Origin of the sequence: Nonomuraea recticatena (assembly GCF_039533245.1) — a bacterium.
Lineage (GTDB): Bacteria > Actinomycetota > Actinomycetes > Streptosporangiales > Streptosporangiaceae > Nonomuraea > Nonomuraea roseola.
The window spans coordinates 1-21,972 of record NZ_BAAATE010000050.1 but is presented as its reverse complement, the minus strand read 5'-3'; the positions used below and the strand labels follow the sequence as shown (position 1 = coordinate 21,972).

Genomic DNA, 21,972 nt, shown 5'->3' with positions numbered 1-21,972 from the left:
AATAAACGTCCTGGTCAGCCCCCTCTGGTTCACTGAACCCGGATATTCGGTGACAGTGAGGGGACCCCCATGGAGCAACGCGGGATCGAGCTGGTTCCTGCGAGCGAGCGGTACGGCCGCCCGCGCGACCTGCTCTTCCTCTGGGCCGGAACGACCACCACGGTCTTCACGGTGGTCTACGGCACGATCGTGGTCGCCATGGGGCTGAGCTTCTGGCAGGCCGTGGCCGCCATCGTGATCGGCAACCTGCTGGCCTTCCCCCTGGTCGGGTTCAGCAGCATCCAGGGCATGCAGCACGGCACCTCGACCATGGCGATCTCCCGCGCCGCCTACGGCAACAAGGGCGCCCGCGTGCTCGGCTTCTTCGGCTGGCTGAACATGGTCGGCTTCGAGGCCGGCGGCATGGTGATGATCACCCTGGCCGGGCTCACACTGCTGAAGCAGGCGGGCGTGGAGGGCGAGGGCCTCGGGCTGAAGGTGGCGATCGTGCTGATCGCCGCGGTCATCCAGCTCATCCTGCCGCTGATCGGCCACGCCGCGGTGATGAAGGCGCAGAAGTACCTCACCTGGGTGTTCGTGGCGATGTTCGTCGTCATGGCGATCCTGGTCGCGCCCAAGGCGAACCTCACGGCGGGCGGCTCGGCGGACTTCTCGACGTTCACTCTGGCGGTCATGCTGGTGATGTCGGGCGGCGGCCTGTCGTGGGCGCCCCTCGGCGGCGACTACTCGCGCTACCTGCCCGTCGACTCCTCCAGGAAGGCCGTGTTCGGCTACGCGTTCCTGGGCGGCTTCGTGCCGTACCTGCTGCTGATGATCCTCGGTGCGGCGGTCGCCACCGTCGTGACCAACGCCAGCGACCCGATCTCCGGCCTGCCGGGGGCGCTGCCGTCGTGGTTCGTCGTGCCGTACCTGCTGCTGACGGTGGTCACGCTCTTCGCCGCCAACACCACCGACCTGTACTCCTCGGGGCTGAACCTGCAGGCCGCGGGCATCAGGATCAAGCGGTGGGCCGCGGTCGTCCTCGACCTGATCTTCTGCGTGATCATCACGTTCGTCGCCATCACCTCCGACTCGTTCAACACGATGCTCAACGCCTTCCTCGGGCTGGTCGTCGTCTGGCTGGCCCCCTGGGCGGGCATCTACGTCACCGACTGGCTGCGCCGCAAGGGCGTCTACGACGCCGCCTCGCTGTTCGACGAGAGCGGGCCTGGCCAGATCCGCTGGGCGGGCCTGATCGCCCAGGCGGTCGGCATGCTCGCCGCGGGGCTCTGGCTCAACTCCAGCGTCTATGTCGGCTGGCTGTCCAGCGCCACCGGAGGCTCGGACTTCAGCATCTTCGCCGGCTTCCTCGTCGCCGGTGTCGTCTACGCCGCCCTGGACCGCCGCGCGGTCCCCGTCAAGGAGCTCGCCCATGCATGACCTGCTCGATGTGGCCTACGGCCGCAGGCCCGCCGACACGATCATCGCGAACGGGGTGCTGGTCAACGTCCTGACCGGCGAGACCTACCCGGCCGAGATCGGCATCAGCGGCGACAGGATCGCGGCGGTGGGCCCCTCCCTGGAGCGTGGCCCCTCCACGCGGATCATCGACGCGCGCGGCGGCTACCTAGTGCCCGGCCTCATCGACGGCCACCTGCACATCGAGTGCAGCAAGCTGTCCGTCACCAGCTTCGCCAACCTGGCCGTCCCCTTCGGCACCACCAGCGTGGTCTCCGGCCTGGACCAGATCCTCGTGGCCGAGGGCCTTCCCGGCGTACGGCAGGCGCTGGACGAGGCGGCGGCGACCAGCATGCGCATCTGGTGGGGCGCCCCCGCGAAGGCCCCCTACACCGTGCCGCAGTCGACCGTCGGCCACACCTTCGGCCCCGACGAGCACCGCGTCGCCCACGAGTGGCCCGAGTGCGTGGGCATCTGGGAGACCGTCCAGGAGATGGTCGAGCACGGCGATCCCGCCGTGATGGAGGCGCTGGAGCTGGCCCACCGCAGGCGGCTGCCGATCTTCGGCTGCGCTCCCCTGTCGGACGCCCGCCGCATCGCCGGCCTGGCCGCCGCCGGCATCAGGCTCGACCACGAGTCCTACTCCCACGAGGAGATGCTCGAGAAGCTGCGCCAGGGCATCTACGCGATCATCCGCGAGTCGTCCGTCGCGCACTTCCTGCAGGAGAACATCCAGGTCGTGGCCAAGGTCGGCGCCCGCAGGGTGGCCTTCTGCACCGACGACGTCCACGCCGCCGACGTGCTGGCGGGCGGGCACATGGACAAGCTGGTGCGGATGGCGATCAAGGCGGGCGTCGACCCCGTCACCGCCATCCAGATGGCCACCGTCAACTGCGCCGAGATGTACCGCATCGACGACCTGGTCGGCAGCATCGCGCCCGGCCGATTCGCCGACGTCCTGATCGTTGACTCGTTGAACGATTTCATCGTTCGCGAGGTCGTCGCGGGAGGACGTCTGGTGGCGCGCGAGGGCGCCATGGTCACGCCGGCCGTACCGCCCGCCAGGGGTGAGGTGCGCCCCTTCCCCGTCCGGGAGATCACCGCCGACGACCTCGCGCTCCGCTCGGACGCCGACGAGGTCACCGTCCTCACCCTGAACTTCACCGAGCAGGTCTTCGTCCGCAAGAGGCGCGACGTGCGCCTTCCCGTCGTCGACGGGATCGTCGAACCGTCCGTCGCCGACGACGCGCTGCTGGTCACCGTGGTCGAGAGGTACGGCAAGACGGGCAACATGCCGGTCGCCATGGTCAGCGGGATGGGGCTGAGGAAGGGTGCCATCGCCACCAGCGCCGCGCCCGACGACAACAACATCATCTGCGTGGGTGCCTCCCGCTCCGACATGGCGCTGGCGGTCAACGCCGTCTCGGCCATGGGCGGCGGCCAGGTCATCGTGGTGGACGGCGCCGTCGTCGAGTCGCTGCCGCTGCCCGTCGCCGGCATCGTCTCCGACCTGCCCGCCGCCGAGATGGCCGTTCTGGAGGAGCGGCTCGACGAGGTGGCCCGCTCGCTCGGCTGCACGCTGCCCGCGCCGCTGATGTACCTGTTCTTCCTGTCCATCACCGCGATCCCCGACTACGCCGTCACCGACCTCGGTCTGGTCGACTGCGTGCGGTTGGAGGTCATCGACCCGATCCTCACGGAGGCCTGATCATGAAGGACTTCATCGCAGGGCTGCCCAAGTGCGAGCTCCACCTGCACATCGAGGGGACCCTCGAGCCTGAGCTCAAGTTCGAGCTGGCCCAGCGCAACGGCATCGCGCTGCCGTACGCGACGGTCGAGGAGATGCGCGCCGCCTACGCCTTCGACGACCTGCCGTCCTTCCTCGGCGTCTACTACGAGGGCATGCGGGTGCTGCGCACCGAGCCCGACTTCTACGACCTGGCCATGGCCTACCTGCGCAAGGCCGCCTCGCAGAACGTCCGCTACGCCGAGATCTTCTTCGACCCGCAGGCGCACACCTCCCGCGGAGTGCCGTTCGACGTGGTGATCCGCGGCCTGCGCAGGGCGCTCATGGACGCCCACGCGCAGCTCGGCGTGCGCGCGCAGCTCATCATGTGCTTCCTGCGAGACTTCCAGGCCGAGTACGCGATGGCGACGCTGCTGGAGTCGCTGCCGTACAAGGAGTGGATCGTCGGCGTCGGCCTCGACTCCGACGAGAAGGGCAACCCTCCCGCGAAGTTCGCCGCCGTCTACGAGCGGGCCAGGCAGGAGGGCTACCTGCTGACCATGCACTGCGACGTCGACCAGGAGAACTCGGTCGAGCACATCCGCCAGTGCGTCGAGGACATCCAGGTCAACAGGATCGACCACGGGGTGAACATCCTGGAGGACCCTGCGCTGGTGCAGCAGATCCTCGACAAGGGCATCGGGCTGACCTGCTGCCCGATCTCCAACTCCTACGTCACGGACTCGATGAAGGCCGAGGGCATCCGCAAGCTGCTCGATCTGGGGGTGCGGGTGACGATCAACTCCGACGACCCGGCGTACTTCCCTGGGTACGTGCAGGAGAACCTGGAGGCTCTGGAGCTCTCCAGGGAGGAGCTGCTGCAGGTGCAGCGCAACGCCTTCGAGATCACCTGGCTGCCGCGCCACCTCAAGGACGCCTACCTGGCCGAACTCGAGACCTACGCCAAGCAGTAGCCCCCCGGAAACAGCAAGGCCCTCACCGGGCGCGCTCCGCACGCGAGGCTTCGGACAGCACCCGGTGAGGGCTCGGCACCCTCTCGCGAAGCACGTCTTCCCTCACGCCCTGAACCCCCCTCCTGATATACTAATTTCGATTCGTATATATGGGCGAGGTGAGGTCATGACCAAGACCCTGATCGATCTTGACGACGAAGCGTTGGCCGAGGCCGCGAAGCTGCTCGGCACCTCGTCCAAGAAGGACACGGTCAACGCCGCCCTACGGGAGATCATCGATCGGCGCAGACGGGCAGCGGCTGTGGCTCGAATGCGTGAGATGGTGGCCGAGGGGCAGATCGACTTCTCGGCTACAGAGAAGGGCGATGCCACGCAGCAGGACGTCGCGTGACCGAACGCTACCTCGTGGACACCAGCGCCTTGGTCCGCTTCTATCGCGGCCAGGTCGGCGCCGAATGGGATCAGACTGTTTCCGCTGGACTGGTCGGCATCTGTGAGCCGATCAGGCAGGAATACCTCCGCGCGGCCGGCGGCCGTCCCGCCTTCTACGAGGCCGACAGCCTGCTTCAGGAGACCTTTCCGTACGTTGTCCTCCCCGAATCGGCCTGGCATGAGACCGGCGAACTGCAGCGCGAGCTTGCCGACAAGGGATGGCACCAGTGTGCCTCTCCTGTCGATCTGCTGGTGGCGGTGACTGCTCGACACCACAAACTCACCGTGCTGCACGCGGACAACGACTTCGACACCATCTCCCGCCTCACCGGGCAGCCGGTTCGCTGGATCAGCTGAGGCGCGCCTCCGGTGACGCGACTGCGCTCGCTCGGGCCCCCCGCGCCTCACCCCGACCGTCTCCACCTGAGGCCGCCCAGCGCCCGCGTTCAGGTGGATGGCATCGACAAAAGCGGCTCTGGGCCATCCGCTCCTCAGGGATGCGGGTCAGCGCATGCGGAGCGCCAGCAGGAAGTCCACTCGCTCGTCCCACGAGTTCAGGGACCGTCCCGTCAGTTCCTCGATTCGCTTCAGCCGGTACCGCAGGGTGTTCACGTGCACGTGCAGCCGGTCGGCCGTCGCGGCCCACGACCCCGACTCCTCCAGGAACGTCTCCAGCGTCTCCAGCAGCTCGGTCTGGTTCGTCGCGTCGTACGCCTCCAGCCGTCCCAGCAGCCTCGATCTGAACGAGCGGCGCAGCGGGTCGGGGATGGCCGCCAGCAGCGTGCGGTGGGAGCTGACGTCGTCGCCGGTCACGACGCTGACCTTGCCGGTGCCGAGGGAGGCGAGGGAGCGGGCGTGCCTGGCCTCCTCGATCAGACCGTTCAGTCCCGCCGGGCCGGTCGTCACGCTGCTGACACCGAGGGAGATCCGCTCCTCCCCCAGGCCCGCCTCCAGGATGCGGGCGCCCCTCACGAGGTGCTCGGCCAGTTCGGCCGCGCTGTTGCCTGCCAGCGGAACCAGCGCCACCGCTTCCCCCGCCGAACCCGCGTAACCGGAAGCCGCGGCGCCCGAGCCAGCCGCACCCGAGCCGGTCACGCCGGAGCCGGACGCACCCGGAGCGCGCGTGCCCGGCGAGCCCTGGCCCGAAGCGCCCGTGCCCGCAGAGCCCCAGGAGCCCGGTGCGTGCGAGGCCGTCACGATGCCGGGCGCCAGCGGGCGCAGCAGCTCGTCGAGGACGGCGACGCTGACCTCGGGGCCGCCCGCCGTCAGCGCCACGACGAGGAGTCCGTGCTCGGTCTCGACGTGCAGCGTGTGCAGGCGCGAGACCAGCCCGGGCAGGTCCGCGTCGCCCGACTCCAGCAGCTGCAACAGCTGGTCCAGGACGCGGCGCTCGATCCGATGGGCCGCCTCCATGCGCGAGCGCTCCAGCGCCACGAGGGCGGCCAGCTCGACGATGACGTCCTCGCTGTCGCCCTGCACGTCCTCGCCCCTGTAGGCGAGGAACCAGTTGGCGATCCTGTGCGGCACCCCCTTGCTGATCGGGAAGACCGACAGGCCGTCGACCATGCCAGGCAGGAAACGAGCGGTGAGGAAGGTATGGGCCAGCCGCGCCCTGGAGTCCTCGTTGAGCGGCTGCGAGCCGACGATCACCCTGCCCGTCGCCGACATCACCCAGCAGGGCACGTCGAGCTCGCCCGCGACCGTGTCCACGAGCTTGGTGAGGCTGCCGCCGTCCACGAGGGTGCTGGCCAGGCGCCTGCGCCCGCCGTACGGCCTGCGGGGGTTGGAGCCCAGCTCGGCGATGAGCGCGCGCAGCACGTGCTCGGTCAGCCGGCTGAACGGCACGTCCACCGGCAGTGTCAGCAGCGGCAGCCCCGCCTGGGCGCACACGTCGATGAGGTCGGTCGGGGGTACCTTCAGCGCGGTGCCGCAGACCAGCGCGGCCACGTCGCCGAGACGGTCCACGAACTCCTTGGCGGAGTCGGCGCCGGTGTGCCAGGTCAGCTCGGTGAGCACCAGCTCCCCCGGCTTGACGAAGCGGGAGGGGTCGGGCAGGTCGGTGGTGGCGACCCCCCGCACCCTGCGGTCGAGCAGGTCGTGCCCGGTGAGGACCTTCAGCGCCAGGTGATCGTCCTGGACCAGGTCCTTCAGCCGCATGGCCAGCTCTCCTGGCACCAGGCCGCGTCCCAGAACATCCACTCGAACCTGGCGGTCGTGACCGCGCGCTCCAGCAGCCGCTCGCGCTCCTCGGCGCTCAACGAGAGGTCGTCGAGCAGGTCGAGCACGCCGGCGACGGTGTCCTGGTAGTCCTCGCCGCCGTAGGTCTCGATCCACCAGGCGTACAGCGGGTCGGGCGACGACTCGGCCAGCAGCTTCTCGCCGACGCGGGCGTAGATCCAGTAGCACGGCACGATCGCGCCGAGCGCCTCGGGAAAGGTGCCGAGCGAGCAGGTGCGCACCAGGTAGGAGGCGTAGCCCACGGTGGTGGGGGCGGCGGGCGACTTCAGCGCCTCGACCTCGTCGAGGCCGAAGGCGGCCAGCAGCTCCACCACCAGGCTGTGCTCGACCTCCACGGTCCTGGCCGCGTCGGCGGCGAACCTGTGCACCGCCTGCGGATGCGGCGACCTGGCGGCGCAGGCGGCCAGCGCGCGGGCGTAGTCGGGCAGGAAGTGCGCCTCCTGCATGACGTAGTGGCGGAAGGCCTCGCGCGGCAGCGAGCCGTCGGTCAGACCCTCCAGGAAGGGATGGCGCAGAATCTGGCGATAGACGCCGTCCATCGCCCGCCACAGCTCGTCGCGAAACCTCACACTACGGGACGGTACATCACGATCCGTGGTGCTATTTCGAGGCCCAGTTCGCGTTCGTGCTGGACGATGGCGCGCAGCTCGGGGCCGGGATCGTCCATGGGCGCGAACCCGTGCCTGGTGTACCAGGGCGCGTTCCACGGAACGTCGCGGAAGGTCGTCAGCGTCACACCCGGGGCGCCCACGGCCAGGGCGTGGTCGTGGACGGCGGCCATCAGCCTGCCGCCGATGCCCTGCCGCATGCTGTCGGGGTGGACGGCCAGCTGGTCGAGGTGCACGTTGCCGTCGACCATGCTGATCATGGCGAAGCCCCGCCCCTCGACGAGCACCCTGCCGGGATCGTCGCACTCCTCGATCATCGTGGTGCCCGGCGGGAACACGATGCCGACCTGCTCGAACAGCCCGTCGGCGGCTCGCTCCACCTCGGCCAGCGCGGGAAGCTCCTCTTCGCGAGCCCAACGGACCACCGACACGCACTCGCCTTTCCGCCGCTGATCGGGTGTGGTACTAGTGTGATGATCGTGCGCCCGGCTGTGCGGAGCCGGAACCCTCTCCACAGAATGTGCCCATGCTCCGGCATGGGCACATTTCTTTCACAGGTCGAGCAGGCGCTCCAGGCCGACGGTGAGGCCGGGCAGCTCGCCCACCCTGCGTACGCCGAGCAGCACGCCAGGGGTGAACGACGACCTGTTCATCGTGTCGTGCCTGATCGTGAGGGTCTCGCCGTCGCCGCCGAGCAGCACCTCCTGGTGCGCGATCAGCCCCGCCAGCCGTACGGCGTGCACGTGCACCCCGTTGACGTCGGCGCCGCGCGCCCCTTCGAGCTCGGAGCTGGTCGCGTCGGGCATCGCCGCCATGCCGGCCTTCGCGCGCGCCTCGGCCACCAGCTCCGCCGTACGGCGGGCGGTGCCCGAAGGGGCGTCGGCCTTGTTCGGGTGGTGCAGCTCGACGATCTCGACGGAGTCGAAGTACTTGGCGGCCTGCTGGGCGAAGTGCATCATCAGCACGGCCGCGATGCCGAAGTTGGGCGCGATCAGGCAGTTCGTGCCGGGGGAACGCTCCAGCCAGCCGCGGACGGTGGCCAGGCGCGCCTCGTCGAAGCCGGTCGTGCCGACCACGGGGTGGATGCCGTGCGCGATGGCCCACTCGAGGTTGCCCATGACGACGTCGGGATGGGTGAAGTCGACGACCACCTGCGCGCCGTCGAGGGAATCGATCGGCTCGTCCTTGTCGATCGCCGCCACGAGCTCGAGGTCGGAGGCCGCCTCGACGGCCTTGCACACCTCGACGCCGACCCGTCCCCGTGCTCCGAGCACGCCCACTCTAATCACAGCTCTCACCTTAGCGGTGCGTCCTGTCCCTTCACGCTGCACGGCAGGCCGGAAAGCGCCTGAGCGGGTGGCGAAGCCGCCACGCCGACCGGCCTGACGTGACGGCGGGAACCGGAGTCCCGCTGGAGTGGCGTGAAAGACGGACGGCCACCGAGTGACCCCGGTGGCCGTGACGCCGCTGTGCCGTACAGGCTGAAAAGGTCGTGCCGTACAGGATGGTCAGCTGATGGCGTGGGAGAAGTCCTTGTCGGCGTAGGGACCGATGACGGCCAGCGTCATCGGCCTGTTCAGGATGTCGCCCGCCACCGACGCGATCTCCTCGGGGGTGACCGTCTCGATGCGGGACAGCACCTCGTCCACCGACATCAGTTCGTCGTAGACCAGCTCGTTCTTGCCGATCCGCGACATGCGCGAGCCGGTGTCCTCAAGCCCGAGCACGAGACCGCCGCGCATCTGACCCTTGCCGCGGACGATCTCCTCCTCGGTGATGCCCTCGGAGACGACCCTGGCCACCTCGTCCCTGCAGATCTTCAGCACGTCGTCGATCTTCGACGGCATGCAGCCGACGTAGATGCCGAACTGGCCGGTGTCGGCGTAGGCGGAGGTGTAGCTGTAGGCGGAGTAGGCCAGCCCGCGCTTCTCCCTGATCTCCTGGAAAAGCCGGGAGGACATCCCGCCGCCCAGCGCCGCGTTCAGCACGCCGAGCGCGAACCTGCGGTCGTCCGTGCGCGCCATGCCGGTGGTGCCGAGCACGAGGTTGGCCTGCTCGGTGGGCCTGTCGACGACCCGCACGCCGGACTGCGTCGGCGCGCCGGGGCCGCTGGTGCGCGGGGGAGCGCTCTCTCTCGGCCCTGTGAGCGAGCCCGACCGCTCGTACGCCCGCGCCACCAGCTCCACCACGTGCTCGTGGCGGACGTTGCCCGCGACGGAGACGACCGTGCGCGGCGGCTGGTAGTAGGCGCGGTAGTACTCCACGATCCGGTCACGCTGCAGGGCGTTGATCGACTCGACGGAGCCCAGGATCGGCCTGCCGATCGGCGAGTCGCCGTACAGCGCCGCCGAGAACTGCTCGTGCACCACGTCGGACGGGTCGTCGTCGTGCATGGCGATCTCTTCGAGGATCACCCCGCGCTCCGACTCGACGTCCTCCTCGGTGATGAGCGACGAGGTGACCACATCGGCCAGCACGTCGACGGCCAGCGGCAGATCCTCGTCGAGCACCCGCGCGTAGTAGCAGGTGTACTCCTTGGCGGTGAAGGCGTTGATCTCGCCGCCGATGCCCTCGATCGACGCCGAGATCTCCATGGCGTCACGCGTGGGCGTGCCCTTGAACAGCAGGTGCTCGAGGAAGTGGGTGGCCCCGGTGTGCTCGGGGGCCTCATCACGCGAGCCGATGCCGACCCACATGCCGACCGCGACGGAACGCACGGTCGGCATGGTCTCGGTCACCACGCGCAGCCCACCGGGGAGGACGGTGCGCCTGACGACCCCGGCACCGTCCTTGCCGGGGTGCAGCGTGGTCGTGGTCACGAGTTGCGGTCTTCTCCGTCACCCGCGGGCTTGCGAACCCTGGTGCGAGTACGGCGAGGCCGGTCGTCGCGCGCCTTGTCCTCGTCGGCCGCCGCCGCCGGAGCCTCCGCCACGGGGGCGTCGCCGGAACCGGCAGGCTCCTCCGTGCCCTTGGCGGCCTTGTCGGCGGCCTCCTTCTCGATGACCTCGACGGGCACGAGCGAGAGCTTGCCGCGCGAGTCGATCTCGGCGATCTCCACCTGGATCTTCTCGCCGACGCCCATGACGTCCTCGACGTTCTCAATGCGCTTGCCGCCGTGCAGCTTGCGGATCTGGGAGACGTGCAGCAGGCCGTCCTTGCCCGGCATGAGCGAGATGAACGCGCCGAAGGCGGCGATCTTCACGACCGTGCCCAGGTAACGCTCGCCCACCTCGGGCATGTGCGGGTTGGCGATGGCGTTGATGGCGCTGCGCGCCGCCTCGGCCGAGGGGCCGTCGGTGGCACCGATGTAGATGGTGCCGTCGTCCTCGATGGTGATCTCCGCACCCGAGTCGTCCTGGATCTGGTTGATCATCTTGCCCTTCGGGCCGATGACCTCACCGATCTTGTCGACAGGGACCTTGATCGTGATGATGCGAGGCGCGGTCACGTTCATCTCCGCGGGAGAGTCGATCGCCTCCTCCATCACGTCGAGGATCGCCAGGCGCGCGCCCTTGGCCTGCTTCAGCGCGGCGGCCAGCACCGAGGCGGGGATGCCGTCGAGCTTGGTGTCGAGCTGGAGGGCGGTGATGACGTCCTTGGTGCCGGCGACCTTGAAGTCCATGTCGCCCATGGCGTCCTCGGCGCCGAGGATGTCGGTCAGCGTGACGTAGGTGTCACCCTCACCGATCAGGCCCATCGCGATGCCCGCGACCATCTCCTTGAGCGGCACACCGGCGTCGAGCAGGGCCATGGTGCTGGCGCAGACCGAGCCCATGGAGGTCGAGCCGTTGGAGCCGAGCGCCTCGGAGACCTGGCGGATCGCGTAGGGGAACTCCTCGCGCGTCGGCAGGACCGGGATCAACGCCCGCTCGGCCAGCGCGCCGTGACCGATCTCGCGGCGCTTGGGCGAGCCCACGCGGCCGGTCTCGCCGGTGCTGTAGGGCGGGAAGTTGTAGTTGTGCATGTAGCGCTTGGTCCGCTCGGGGTTGAGCGTGTCGACGACCTGCTCCATGCGCAGCATGTTCAGCGTGGTGATGCCCATGATCTGGGTCTCGCCGCGCTCGAACAGCGCCGAGCCGTGCACCCGCGGAACCACGTGGACCTCGGCGTTGAGCGCGCGGATGTCCTTGGGGCCGCGGCCGTCGATGCGGACGCCGTCCTTGATGACCCGCTCGCGCATGAGCTTCTTGGTCAGCGACCTGAACGCGGCGCTGACCTCCTTCTCACGACCCTCGAAGTCGGCCAGGAGCTTCTCGCCCGCCATGGCCTTGATCCTGTCGAGCTCGCTCTCGCGCTCCTGCTTGCCGGCGATCGTCAGCGCGGCGGCCAGCTCGGTCTTGACCGCGCTCTCGACGGCGGCCAGGACGTCGTCCTGGTAGTCGAGGAAGACGGGGAACTCGGCGGTCTCCTTGGCGGCGACCTTGGCCACCTTGGACTGCGCCTCGCACAGCACCTTGATGAACGGCTTGGCCGCCTCGAGGCCCTGCGCGACGGTCTCCTCGGTCGGGGCGACGGCGCCGCCCGCGACGAGCTTGAGCGTCTCCCTGGTGGACTCGGCCTCGACCATCATGATCGCGACGTCGCCGTCCTCGAGGACGCGGCCCGCCACGACCATGTCGAAGGTGGCGCGCTCGAGCTCGGGGTGGGTCGGGAAGGCGACCCACTGGCCGTCGATCAGCGCGACGCGGACGCCGCCGATCGGGCCGGAGAAGGGCAGCCCGGCCAGCTGGGTGGACAGCGACGCGGCGTTGATCGCCACGACGTCGTAGAGGTGGTCGGGGTTGAGCGCCATGATGGTCGCCACGACCTGGACCTCGTTGCGCAGGCCCTTGACGAACGACGGGCGCAGCGGCCTGTCGATCAGGCGGCAGGTGAGGATGGCGTCCTCGGAGGGACGGCCCTCACGCCGGAAGAACGAGCCGGGGATGCGGCCCGCGGCGTACATGCGCTCCTCGACGTCCACCGTGAGGGGGAAGAAGTCGAGGTTCTCCTTGGGGTTCTTGGAAGCGGTGGTCGCGGACAGGACCATCGTCTCGCCGTCGAGGTAGGCGACGGCCGAGCCTGCGGCCTGCCGGGCGAGCCTGCCGGTCTCGAACCGGATCGTGCGCGTGCCGAAAGTGCCGTTGTCTATGACGGCTTCAGCGGTGTGGACACCCTCCACGGGGGACCTCCTAGGTTGGTCGGTCTCCCGCGCCCTCTTTTCTCACCGGCACCCTCGTTAGGTGCAGCGCCGGTCTTCGATCGAAGCGCCCGGTCATCCCGACCGGAAGCCACTACCGAGGACCGGCCCGCAGGCGTCGCGGGTCGCATGGTGCTGTAGCGGACGCGGGGGCTATCAGTGTGTCTCGGTTATTCAGTTGTCCGACGCTAGGCGCGCCGGGACCCATATGAGAAGGGAGCGGCGCGCAGCGCCGCTCCCTTCTCACTCTATCGGCGCAGGCCGAGGCGCTCGATGAGCGCACGGTAACGCGCGATGTCGTTGTTCTGCAGGTACTTCAGCAGGCGACGCCGGCGACCGACGAGCAGCAGCAGACCACGACGGCTGTGGTGGTCGTGCTTGTGCGTCTTCAGGTGCTCGGTGAGCTCGCTGATGCGCTTGCTGAGCAGCGCGATCTGCACCTCGGGCGACCCGGTGTCGCCCTCGGCCGTCGCGTACTCGCTGATGATTGCCTTCTTGGCAGCGGTGTCGAGGGACACGGCTCTCCTTCAATCTACGGACACGCGTGAATGAGATGAGAGTGCGAACGACCATGCGTGCCTACAGTCGCCGCGAGAAGGCCTTCAGGGCAGCGCACAGCGCCACCGTTACAGAGCCGACATGCAAGGTTACCATCGCGGTCCGCCCCTTGACACATCGTTCATCGTCGGCTCTGCGCGGCGCCCGCTCACTGCTCCCACCTCACCGCCGGACGGGCCGCTCGGCTCGCGCCCAGTGCGCGGGACGGCCGAGCGCCTTCGGGACGCGTGTGGAGGCGTCTCCCCTGGCCGCGTCGAGCTGCGACTGGGTCAGGAACAGCGCGCCGGTCAGGTTCGCGCCACTCAGGTCGGCGTTCCTGAGGTCGGCGCCGATGACGTCGGCCTCGCGCAGGTCCGCCCCCCTGAGGTCGGCGCCGATCAGCAGGACGCCGCGCAGGTTGGCTCTGCGCAGGTCGGAGCCCCTGAGCCTGGCCCCGATGAGGTCCATCTTCATCGTGCGCCCTCCGCGTCCGCGCACCAGCTCGCTGGCGCGCAGCAGGAGCGGGCTGATCCTGCCGCGCAGCGCCCCGGTGTCGACGACGGTGAGCGCGGCGATGAGCTCCTCGAGCTCGCCCGCCGTACGGCCCAGCTCGTCGTGCACGGGCGCGGCGGCCTGCCAGCCCAGCGCCTCGGTGACGTAGTAGAGCAGCTCGTGCAGGTCGCGCATGGCGGGGAAGACCTCGGCGGCCCTTCCCGCGGCCCCCGCCTCGGTGACGTGCTGGCCCGCGCCGAAGCAGTCGTAGACCGTGCAGCCGGGAAAGCCCTTGTCCCTGAGCTGGGTGTGGATCCCGCAGCGGAAGTCCGCGCCCAGGTTGGGGCAGGCCTTGCCCGCCGGTTTGTCGATCGCGAAATCCGCCGAGGCGGCGAAGGCGGGAACGACGCAGCACAGTCCCTGGCACCGCCCGCAATCGGCGCGCAGGCTCGTCAGGACTCGACGGCCGCCGGGTCCATTCACACAACCTCCCACAGGTGCCCGTCAGGGGCCCTGGAAACTCCTGCCGTACATGGACTCTTCGCCCATCGGATCGTGGGCGGGAGAGCCACCGGGGACGAGGGCCTTGCCGGCCGGCTCGTCGACCCGCTCTCCGCTCTCGACGCCCAGTGCAACGATAGCCTCAGTCGTCGTATGCGTCCGCGACGTCCTTGCGGGCGAAGCTCTCGACGAGCGTCGTCTCGGGCTTGTCGAGCGACGGCTCCAGCGGGCGGACGCCCAGCACCCACGGCTCCGCCAGGCGCGGAAGGCACGCCTGGACGCGACCGGCGGCGGCCAACTCGCTCCGCTCGATCGTCCAGTCCATGCTTGGTGAGCTCGGGCCGAAGAGGGTCGCCTCCATGAAGTCGTTCCAGCGCCCGTACGAGCTGAGCACCACGAACTCGTCGGGGACCTCCAGGTCCAGGACGACGTAGCGGGCGTACTCCTCGGGACCCTCGGGGCAGAGCAGCAGCTCCGCCGTCACGGCCACCCTCTCGTCGCGGGTGTCCGGCCCCAGCCAGGCCCACAGCGGCGGCCGGCCCGCGCAGTCGATGCCGCGCCGCGCCATCTCCGCCACCATCTCCCTGTAGGCGGGCACGTAGGAGCGGCTCGTCACCGTGGTCCAGTCCCCGACCACCTCACCGGCCTGCTCCAGCTTCTCGACGACCACTCGGTGCTGGACCGTCCACAATCGCACCGGGCGATTATGGCAACGGAGCAACAGCCGATCTACCGGTTATCGTGACCGGAGGTGAGCTGCCTGACCCTGTCGACGTCCGCGTGGATCTGGGCGATGAGCGCCTCGATCGAGTCGAACTTCGTGTTCCCTCGCAGCCGCGCCCCGAAGTCGACCGCCACGTGCATGCCGTACAGGTCGAGGTCGTCCCTGTCCAGCGCATACGCCTCCACGGTGCGCGGCACGCCCTCGAAGGTCGGGTTGGTGCCGACCGAGATGGCGGCGGGCCAGACGCAGCCGTCGTAACCGGCGGGCAGGTTGCCCACGGCGACGCAGCGCAGCCAGCCCGCGTAGACGCCGTCGGCGGGGATGGCGGTGTTCGGCGGGGTCTCCACGTTGGCGGTGGGGAAGCCGAGCTGCCTGCCGCGCTGGTAGCCGCGGACGACGACGCCCTCGACGCGGTGCGGACGGCCGAGCAGGGTGGCCGCGGCCGAGACGTCACCGGCGGCGACGAGCTCACGGACGAGAGTGGATGAAACGCCGGACACCAGGGGGATCTCCTCCACCGTGAAGTCGTACTTGTCGCCCAGCACGCGCAGGGCCGACGGGTCGCCCGCGGCCTGGTGGCCGAAGGTGAAGTTCGCGCCCACCACGACGGCGGCGGCGCGCAGCCGCTCGGCCAGCACGCTCTGGGCGAAGTCGGCGGGGCTCAGACGCGCCACCTCCATCGTGAACGGCAGCACCACGACCTCGTCCACGCCCAGCCCGGTCAGCAGGGCGGTGCGCTCGCGCAGGGTGGTCAGCCGCGGCGGCTGGGTGCCTGGCCGTACGACCTCGGCGGGGTGCGGCTCGAACGTCACCGCGACACATCGCAGCTCCAGCGAGCGGGCGACGGCGACGGCGCGCTCGACCACCTGACGGTGGCCCCGATGCACGCCGTCGAACACGCCGACCGTGACGACGGATCTTTCCGACTCCTGCACGCCCGGTCCCCATTCGTCTCTTGGCGGATCAACCATCCTCAAGCGTGCCATGCCCGGCGACATTCCTCGCAACCGAGGGTGGCGGCAGCCGCCGTCCGCCCTCCGACCTCCGTCAAGGCGCCGTGGAGGGCCCGACCGCGCGTGGGCGGTACCATCCGCTGCATGTCTCGTTACGCGCTGCTGATCCTGCCCGCCTTCAACCGGGTCTACGGCGAAAGCTCCATCCGCCTGACCAGGAGCGAGCTGGCGGTCTTCGCCGACGTCTCCGAGGTGGAGGAGACGCGCATCGGCGGCGTGCCGTACGTGACGTTCGAGGCGGACTCGCCCGACCTCGCGCTGCTGTCGAACCTGTCGTCCGTCTACGCGATCTTCGGCATCGAGGGCGACCTGCTGCGCCCCCTGGAGATGACACCGCTCGACCGGCTGTCCAGCGACCTCATCACGATCCAGAAGTACGCGGGCAAGACCAACGAGCACTTCACCAAGCTGCTGCTGAACGTCACCGTGCTCGCCTCCGACTTCGCGCTGAACGCGCGCCTGTCCGTCCTCGACCCGATGTGCGGGCGCGGCACCACGCTCAACCAGGCCCTCATGTACGGCTACGACGCCTACGGCGTCGACATCGACGGCAAGGACTTCGAGGCCTACACCGGCTTCCTCAGGACCTGGCTGAAGAACAAGCGCCTCAAGCACACCGCGGAGACCGTGCCCGTCAGGAGGGAGCGGGCGCTGGTCGGACGGCGGTTCAACGCGAGCTTCGGGCTCTCGAAGGAGGCCTACAAGGCGGGCGAGGCGCAGCAGGTGACCGTGGTCAACGCCGACACCCTGCGCAGCCGCGAGTTCTTCAAGCCGCGCTCCTTCGACGTCATCGTGACCGACGCGCCGTACGGCGTGCAGCACGGCAGCAAGGCGGGGGGCGGCCTGTCGCGCAGCCCCCTCGACCTGATCGGCAGGGCGGTGCCCGTCTGGCAGGAGCTGCTGCGCCCCGGCGGCGCGATCGGCATCTCGTGGAACACCTACGGCGGCTCGCGCGACGACCTGGCGCGGATCCTCACCGCGCACGGCCTCGAGGTCGTGGCCCTTCCCGACTTCGAGCACTGGGTGGACCAGGCGATCGTCCGCGACATCATGGTCGCCCGCAAGCGGTAGGACCTAACCGACGAAGACCGCCAGCGGCCTGGCCGCCCTGCCCTGCTCCTCCACCAGCGCCAGCAGGTCGCCGTCCGGCCCGAACACCCCGATCGGGCCCTCGCCGAGACCGGCCGCGGGCAGGCGGCCGCCGTGCGAGATGACGCGCGCCTCGTCGGCGTCCACGTCGCGCCGGGGGAAGGCCGCGCTGACGGCCTCGCCGATCGGCAGCACCACGCAGTCGGCGGCCAGCTCCTCGATCGTCCTGGCCAGCGACAGGTCGTAGGGGCCGACCCTGGTGCGGCGCAGCGCGGTGAGGTGACCGCCCACGCCGAGGGAGGCGCCGAGGTCGCGGGCGAGCGCCCTGATGTAGGTGCCGCTGGAGCAGCGGATGGTGGCCTTGATCTCGGGCCCCTCGATGGAGGCGACGTCGAAGTCGTGGACGGTCACGGGCCTGGCGGCCAGCTCGACCTCCTCGCCCGCGCGCGCCCGCTTGTAGGCCCGCTCGCCGTTCACCTTGATCGCCGACACCTGCGGGGGCACCTGCATGATGCGCCCCGTCAGCGCCTCGATCCCCTTGCGCACCGCCTCGGGCATCACCGAGCCGGTGTCGAAGGTCGCGGTGACCTCGCCCTCGGCGTCGTCGGTGTTGGTGGTGACGCCCAGCCTGATCGTCGCCTCGTAGACCTTCTCGGTCAGCGCCAGATGGCCCAGCAGCCTGGTGGCCTTCTCCACGCCGATCACCAGCACGCCCGTGGCCATCGGGTCGAGCGTGCCCGCGTGGCCCACTCGCCTGGTGCCCGCGATGCGCCGCATCTTGCCGACGACGTCGTGGGAGGTCCACTCGGCGGGCTTGTCCACGATGATCAAGCCGCTCTCAGTCACAGCATCTCCTTGAAACGCGCCATGGTCTCCTCGACACTGTCGTGCGAGGTGAACCCGGCAGCGTAGCAGTGACCTCCGCCGCCCAGCGCCGTGCTGATCGCCCCGACGTCCGCGCCGCCCTTCGAGCGCGCCGACACCTGCCAGGCGCCGTCGTCGTCCTGCTTCAGCACCACGGCCACGTCGGCCTCGTCGGTGCGGCGGATCACGTCGATCACGCCCTCGATCTCGTCGTACGGCAGGCCGTACGCCGCCCTGTCGGCGTGGGAGATGTACGTCCAGACCAGGCCGTCCTCGAGCACCACGCGCTCCAGCGCCGCCGCGAGCACCTTGAGGTAGGCGAACGGGGAACGGTCCCACAGCTCGCGCGCGATCTCATCGGTGCGCAGCCCCGCGGCCACCAGCCTGGCCGCCATCTGGTGCGCGGCCGGCGTGGTCGAGGAGTGCCTGAACTGGCCAGTGTCGGTCGACAGGCCCACGTACAGCAGTGTGGCCATGTCGCGGTCGAGCGGCTGTCCGAGGCGGCGGATGAGCTCCTCGGCCAGGACGGCTGTCGCCGCCACTCCTGGATCGATGAGGCTCACCGTGCCGAAGCCCTGGTTGGAGGCGTGGTGGTCGACCACGATCACCTCGCGTGCCTTGCCCGCGGTGGCGGCGAGCACGCCGAGGCGTTCGAGCGTGGAGGCGTCGAAGGTGATCATCAGGTCGGGTTCGGCGGGAAAGGCCGAGGGGACCGTCAGCAGGTCGAGGGCGGGCAGGAAGCGCAGCAGCCTCGGCACCACGAACCTGCGGTCGCCGAAGGAGGCCACCACGCGTTTGCCCATCGCCGTGAGAGCCTTGGCGGCGGCGAGCATGGAGCCGAGGGCGTCACCGTCGGGCGAGATGTGGCAGGCCAGCGCCACCTCGTCGGCCTCGTGGATCAGCCGCAGCGCCCTGTCCCATTCGCCCTCGCCGATCGCCGTACGCGAAATACCACCGTCCGCCGGACCCTGAACGGGCCCGGCGGCCGGACGGCGGATCTCGTCACGCACGTCGGGCGTCACGTTGCGGAGTATCCCGCGCGGTCGGAGGGTTCGTCCTCGTCTTCGTCAAGTTCGGGCTTCTTGTACGGGTCCGCCTCGCCCGCGTAGGAGGCTCCCTCCGCCCGCTTGGCGACCTCGGCGTCGCGCTCCTTGGCGGCGGCCAGCAGCTCGTCGAGCTGGCGGGCGCTGTCAGGCAGCGGGTCGTGCTTGAAGGTCAGCGTGGGTGTGTGGCGCACACCGGTCTGCTTGCCCACTTCGGAGCGGATGATCCCCTTCGCGCTCTCCAACGCGGCCGCGCTGTCCGCGCGCTCGGCGTCGGAGCCGAACACCGTGTAGAAGACCGTCGCCTCCCGCAGGTCAGCGGTGATGCGCGTGTCGGTCACGGTCACGAAGCCCAGCCGTGGGTCCTTGATCCGCCGCTCCAGCATCTCGGCGACGATCTGCTGGATGCGGTCGGCGAGCTTGCGCGCTCGTGCGGCGTCCACCATCTTCGATCCCCCTAGTGTTCGGTCAGTCTTCGTCGTTGTAGAGCCGCTGCCTCGCAGACAGCAGTTCGATATCAGGGCGGTAGGCCACCAGCCGCTCACAGGCGTCCATCACCTCGCCGCAGTTGCCCGCGGAGGCCGAGACGACGGCGATGCCGATCTCCGCCCTGCGGTGCAGGTCGAGATGGCCGGTCTCGGCGACGGCGACGCTGGGGAAGCGTCGCTGCACCTCCGCGACGAGGGGACGCACCACGCCGCGCTTCTGCTTCAGTGAGTGCACGTCGCCGAGCAGGATGTCCAGGGTCAAGGCACCGACATACATCGTTGGCATCCACCGCTCGGTTCGTGGCCGGAAGCGTGCGAGGCAGTCCTGAAGGGCCGCGGTGGGAGCCCTACCCGGTTCCTCGTACGCCCCGCACGCGCGGGGCCATCCCCCGGCGTACGGCGCGGCGCCACCCATGACCTCATGGGCAACGCCCTTCTTCGTCAACGCCCGCGCGCGGCGACTTAGTCCTCGCCGCGCAGGTGACGCCAGTGATGCGTACGACACCCTGGCGTGCGAGGGGCGCCCGGCGGAGACTCCACCGGGCGCCCGACCGCGCTTTAGCCGCGCGGCTTCTCCCGCATCTCGAACGTCTCGATGACGTCGTCGATCCTGATGTCGCTGTATCCGACACCGATACCGCACTCGAAGCCCTCACGGACCTCGGTCGCGTCGTCCTTGAAGCGACGCAGCGACGAAACGGTGAGGTTGTCGGCGATGACGACACCGTCGCGGATGATCCGCGCCTTGCTGTTGCGCACGATCGTGCCCGAACGGACCAGCGAACCGGCGACGTTGCCGATCTTCGGCACCTTGAAGACCTCGCGGACTTCGGCGGTGCCCATCTGGACCTCTTCGAACTCGGGCTTGAGCATGCCCTTGAGCGCCGCTTCGATTTCCTCGATCGCCTGGTAGATGACCGAGTAGTAGCGGATGTCGACGCCCTCGCGCTCGGCCAGGTCGCGCGCCCGAGGCTCGGGGCGGACGTTGAAGCCGATGATGACCGCGTTGTCGTCGGCGACGGCCAGGTTGACGTCGTACTCGGTGATCGCACCGACGGCGCGGTGCAGGACACGGAGCCTGACCTCGTCGCCGACGTCGATCTTGAGCAGCGCGTCTTCCAGCGCCTCGACCGAACCGGACACGTCACCCTTGATGATGAGCTTGAGCTCGTCGACGCGACCCTTCTCGAGGTTGCTGAACAGCTCCTCGAGGGTCAGGCGACGGCTCGACTTCGCCATGTCGGCGCTGCGCTTGCGCGCGGCGCGCTGCTGGGCGATCTGCCTGGCCATCCGGTCGTCGGTGACGACGATGAAGTTGTCACCGGCGCTCGGCACCGCCGTCAGACCCATCACCAGGACGGGACGCGAAGGCGTGGCCTCCTCCACCGGGTCGCCGTTGTCGTCGAGCATCGCCCTGACGCGGCCGAAGGCCTCGCCACAGACGATGGAGTCGCCGACGCGCAGCGTGCCGCGCTGGACCAGGACGGTCGCGACGGGGCCGCGACCCTTGTCGAGGCGAGCCTCGATCGTGATGCCCTGAGCGTCCATCGTCGGGTTGGCCCGCAGGTCGAGCTCGGCGTCGGCGGTCAGGACGATCGCCTCGAGAAGGTTCTCGATGCCGGTGCCGTTCTTGGCGGAGATGTCGACGAACAGCGTCGAGCCACCGAACTCCTCGGCCACCAGGCCGTACTCGGTGAGCTGGGCCCGCACCTTGTTCGGGTCCGCGCCCTCCTTGTCGACCTTGTTGACCGCGACCACGACGGGCACGTCGGCCGCCTGGGCGTGGTTGAGCGCCTCGATCGTCTGCGGCTTCACACCGTCGTCGGCCGCGACCACCAGGACGGCGATGTCGGTGGCCTTGGCACCACGGGCACGCATGGCGGTGAACGCCTCGTGACCGGGGGTGTCGATGAAGGTGATCTTGCGCTCTTCACCCTCGTGCTCGGTCGCGACCTGGTAGGCACCGATGTGCTGGGTGATGCCACCGGCCTCGCGCGCCGCCACGTTGGTGTTGCGGATGGCGTCGAGCAGCTTGGTCTTACCGTGGTCGACGTGACCCATGACGGTCACGACGGGCGGACGCGCGGCCAGGTCGGTCTCGTCGCCCTCGTCCTCGCCGAACTCGATGTCGAAGGCCTCGAGAAGCTCGCGGTCCTCCTCCTCCGGGCTGACGACCTGGATGTTGTAGTCGAGCTCGGCACCCAGCAGCTGCAGGGTCTCCTCGTTGACCGACTGCGTGGCCGTCACCATCTCGCCGAGGTGCAGCATGATCTGCACCAGCGAGGCGGGGTTGGCGCCGATGCGGTCGGCGAAGTCGGACAGCGAAGCGCCGCGCGGGAGCCTGATCGTCGCGCCGTTGCCGCGAGGAACCTGCACACCGCCGATCGCCGGCGCCGACATGTTGTCGAACTCCTGGCGCCTCTGACGCTTGGACTTGCGGCCACGCGCGGGACGACCACCTGGGCGGCCGAACGCGCCTGCCGTACCGCCGCCGCGACCACGGCCGCCGCCACCGGGACGACCGGCGAAACCGCCGCCGCCACCGGGACCGCCGGTGCCGGTGCGCGGACCCGCGCCACCGCCACCACCGCGAACGCCGGCGTAGCCGCCGCTACCGCCACCTAGGA

The 21,972-nt window shown here is 69.6% G+C and carries 21 protein-coding genes; 6 read left to right on the top strand and 15 right to left on the bottom strand.

Annotation, left to right across the window (positions count from 1 at the left end; translation table 11 throughout):
• The first annotated feature begins 69 nt into the window (after positions 1 to 69).
• The 5 genes from ABFX50_RS46625 (at position 70) to ABFX50_RS46605 (ending at position 4,926) form a co-directional block, all read left to right on the top strand.
• The gene (locus ABFX50_RS46625) at positions 70 to 1,419 is read left to right on the top strand and encodes a purine-cytosine permease family protein (RefSeq protein ID WP_346156754.1); all 1,350 of its coding nucleotides are present in this window, start codon (positions 70 to 72) and stop codon (positions 1,417 to 1,419) included.
• Complete coding sequence (locus ABFX50_RS46620; RefSeq protein WP_346156750.1) at positions 1,412 to 3,145, top strand: adenine deaminase C-terminal domain-containing protein; 1,734 nt, start codon at positions 1,412 to 1,414, stop codon at positions 3,143 to 3,145. The genes ABFX50_RS46625 and ABFX50_RS46620 overlap by 8 nt, the downstream gene beginning before the upstream one ends.
• A 2-nt stretch (positions 3,146 to 3,147) precedes the next feature.
• On the top strand, positions 3,148 to 4,137 hold the full coding sequence (locus tag ABFX50_RS46615) for an adenosine deaminase (protein WP_346156748.1): 990 nt from the start codon (positions 3,148 to 3,150) through the stop codon (positions 4,135 to 4,137).
• Positions 4,138 to 4,303: 166 nt separating this feature from the next.
• Entirely contained in the window at positions 4,304 to 4,528 is a 225-nt protein-coding gene (locus ABFX50_RS46610) for a type II toxin-antitoxin system VapB family antitoxin (RefSeq protein ID WP_346156745.1), read from the top strand.
• Positions 4,525 to 4,926: a PIN domain nuclease gene (locus ABFX50_RS46605; protein WP_346156743.1), complete on the top strand. Its 402-nt coding sequence runs from the start codon at positions 4,525 to 4,527 to the stop codon at positions 4,924 to 4,926. Before ABFX50_RS46610 ends, ABFX50_RS46605 begins: the two co-directional genes overlap by 4 nt.
• A 147-nt stretch (positions 4,927 to 5,073) precedes the next feature.
• On the opposite strand, the gene ABFX50_RS46600 is transcribed toward ABFX50_RS46605, so the two are convergent.
• The 10 genes from ABFX50_RS46600 to ABFX50_RS46555 all read right to left on the bottom strand — a co-directional run bounded on the left by ABFX50_RS46600 (position 5,074) and on the right by ABFX50_RS46555 (position 15,819).
• Positions 5,074 to 6,768, bottom strand: a complete 1,695-nt coding sequence (locus tag ABFX50_RS46600) for a PucR family transcriptional regulator (protein WP_346156739.1) — start codon at positions 6,766 to 6,768, stop codon at positions 5,074 to 5,076.
• Entirely contained in the window at positions 6,717 to 7,376 is a 660-nt protein-coding gene (locus ABFX50_RS46595; protein ID WP_346156736.1) for a TenA family protein, read from the bottom strand. Before ABFX50_RS46595 ends, ABFX50_RS46600 begins: the two co-directional genes overlap by 52 nt.
• On the bottom strand, positions 7,373 to 7,846 hold the full coding sequence (locus tag ABFX50_RS46590) for a GNAT family N-acetyltransferase (protein WP_346156733.1): 474 nt from the start codon (positions 7,844 to 7,846) through the stop codon (positions 7,373 to 7,375). The genes ABFX50_RS46595 and ABFX50_RS46590 overlap by 4 nt, the downstream gene beginning before the upstream one ends.
• A 120-nt stretch (positions 7,847 to 7,966) precedes the next feature.
• Positions 7,967 to 8,704, bottom strand: coding sequence for a 4-hydroxy-tetrahydrodipicolinate reductase (gene dapB, locus ABFX50_RS46585; protein ID WP_346156731.1), 738 nt, complete (start codon positions 8,702 to 8,704; stop codon positions 7,967 to 7,969).
• 219 nt (positions 8,705 to 8,923) lie between these two features.
• Positions 8,924 to 10,234, bottom strand: a complete 1,311-nt coding sequence (locus tag ABFX50_RS46580) for a M16 family metallopeptidase (RefSeq protein WP_346156729.1) — start codon at positions 10,232 to 10,234, stop codon at positions 8,924 to 8,926.
• Positions 10,231 to 12,576: a polyribonucleotide nucleotidyltransferase gene (locus tag ABFX50_RS46575; RefSeq protein WP_346156727.1), complete on the bottom strand. Its 2,346-nt coding sequence runs from the start codon at positions 12,574 to 12,576 to the stop codon at positions 10,231 to 10,233. Before ABFX50_RS46575 ends, ABFX50_RS46580 begins: the two co-directional genes overlap by 4 nt.
• Before the next feature lie 266 nt (positions 12,577 to 12,842).
• Positions 12,843 to 13,112 carry a 30S ribosomal protein S15 gene (rpsO, locus tag ABFX50_RS46570; protein WP_183657365.1) on the bottom strand — a complete coding sequence of 90 codons (270 nt, stop codon included), beginning with the start codon at positions 13,110 to 13,112 and terminating at the stop codon, positions 12,843 to 12,845.
• 202 nt (positions 13,113 to 13,314) lie between these two features.
• The gene (locus ABFX50_RS46565) at positions 13,315 to 14,106 is read right to left on the bottom strand and encodes a pentapeptide repeat-containing protein (RefSeq protein ID WP_312895865.1); all 792 of its coding nucleotides are present in this window, start codon (positions 14,104 to 14,106) and stop codon (positions 13,315 to 13,317) included.
• 160 nt (positions 14,107 to 14,266) lie between these two features.
• Positions 14,267 to 14,821, bottom strand: a complete 555-nt coding sequence (locus ABFX50_RS46560) for a DUF3841 domain-containing protein (protein ID WP_346156722.1) — start codon at positions 14,819 to 14,821, stop codon at positions 14,267 to 14,269.
• Positions 14,822 to 14,853: 32 nt separating this feature from the next.
• Entirely contained in the window at positions 14,854 to 15,819 is a 966-nt protein-coding gene (locus tag ABFX50_RS46555; RefSeq protein ID WP_346156815.1) for a bifunctional riboflavin kinase/FAD synthetase, read from the bottom strand.
• 126 nt (positions 15,820 to 15,945) lie between these two features.
• Here ABFX50_RS46555 and ABFX50_RS46550 point away from each other — a divergent pair, with 126 nt between their 5' ends.
• Entirely contained in the window at positions 15,946 to 16,932 is a 987-nt protein-coding gene (locus tag ABFX50_RS46550; RefSeq protein ID WP_346156720.1) for a TRM11 family SAM-dependent methyltransferase, read from the top strand.
• Between the two features lie 3 nt (positions 16,933 to 16,935).
• Here ABFX50_RS46550 and truB read toward each other — a convergent pair whose 3' ends face one another.
• The 5 genes from truB to infB all read right to left on the bottom strand — a co-directional run.
• Positions 16,936 to 17,796, bottom strand: a complete 861-nt coding sequence (gene truB / locus ABFX50_RS46545; protein WP_346156718.1) for a tRNA pseudouridine(55) synthase TruB — start codon at positions 17,794 to 17,796, stop codon at positions 16,936 to 16,938.
• Positions 17,793 to 18,836, bottom strand: coding sequence for a DHH family phosphoesterase (locus ABFX50_RS46540; protein WP_346156717.1), 1,044 nt, complete (start codon positions 18,834 to 18,836; stop codon positions 17,793 to 17,795). The genes truB and ABFX50_RS46540 overlap by 4 nt, the downstream gene beginning before the upstream one ends.
• Entirely contained in the window at positions 18,833 to 19,303 is a 471-nt protein-coding gene (gene rbfA, locus ABFX50_RS46535) for a 30S ribosome-binding factor RbfA (RefSeq protein ID WP_346130225.1), read from the bottom strand. Before rbfA ends, ABFX50_RS46540 begins: the two co-directional genes overlap by 4 nt.
• 22 nt (positions 19,304 to 19,325) lie before the next feature.
• Entirely contained in the window at positions 19,326 to 19,622 is a 297-nt protein-coding gene (locus tag ABFX50_RS46530; RefSeq protein WP_183657340.1) for a DUF503 domain-containing protein, read from the bottom strand.
• A 281-nt stretch (positions 19,623 to 19,903) separates the two neighbouring features.
• The coding region (infB, locus tag ABFX50_RS46525; RefSeq protein ID WP_346156709.1) for a translation initiation factor IF-2 at positions 19,904 to 21,972 on the bottom strand (2,069 nt) is incomplete at its 5' end.

Bases quoted from the DNA above. Each gene is read 5' to 3' on its own strand.
- ABFX50_RS46555 (WP_346156815.1), bottom strand. From the start codon at position 15,819: ATGGTTGATCCGCCAAGAGACGAATGGGGACCGGGCGTGCAGGAGTCG.
- rbfA (WP_346130225.1), bottom strand. From the start codon at position 19,303: ATGGTGGACGCCGCACGAGCGCGCAAGCTCGCCGACCGCATCCAGCAG.
- ABFX50_RS46620 (WP_346156750.1), top strand. From the start codon at position 1,412: ATGCATGACCTGCTCGATGTGGCCTACGGCCGCAGGCCCGCCGACACG.
- ABFX50_RS46625 (WP_346156754.1), top strand. From the start codon at position 70: ATGGAGCAACGCGGGATCGAGCTGGTTCCTGCGAGCGAGCGGTACGGC.
- ABFX50_RS46610 (WP_346156745.1), top strand. From the start codon at position 4,304: ATGACCAAGACCCTGATCGATCTTGACGACGAAGCGTTGGCCGAGGCC.
- ABFX50_RS46550 (WP_346156720.1), top strand. From the start codon at position 15,946: ATGTCTCGTTACGCGCTGCTGATCCTGCCCGCCTTCAACCGGGTCTAC.
- ABFX50_RS46530 (WP_183657340.1), bottom strand. From the start codon at position 19,622: ATGTATGTCGGTGCCTTGACCCTGGACATCCTGCTCGGCGACGTGCAC.
- ABFX50_RS46615 (WP_346156748.1), top strand. From the start codon at position 3,148: ATGAAGGACTTCATCGCAGGGCTGCCCAAGTGCGAGCTCCACCTGCAC.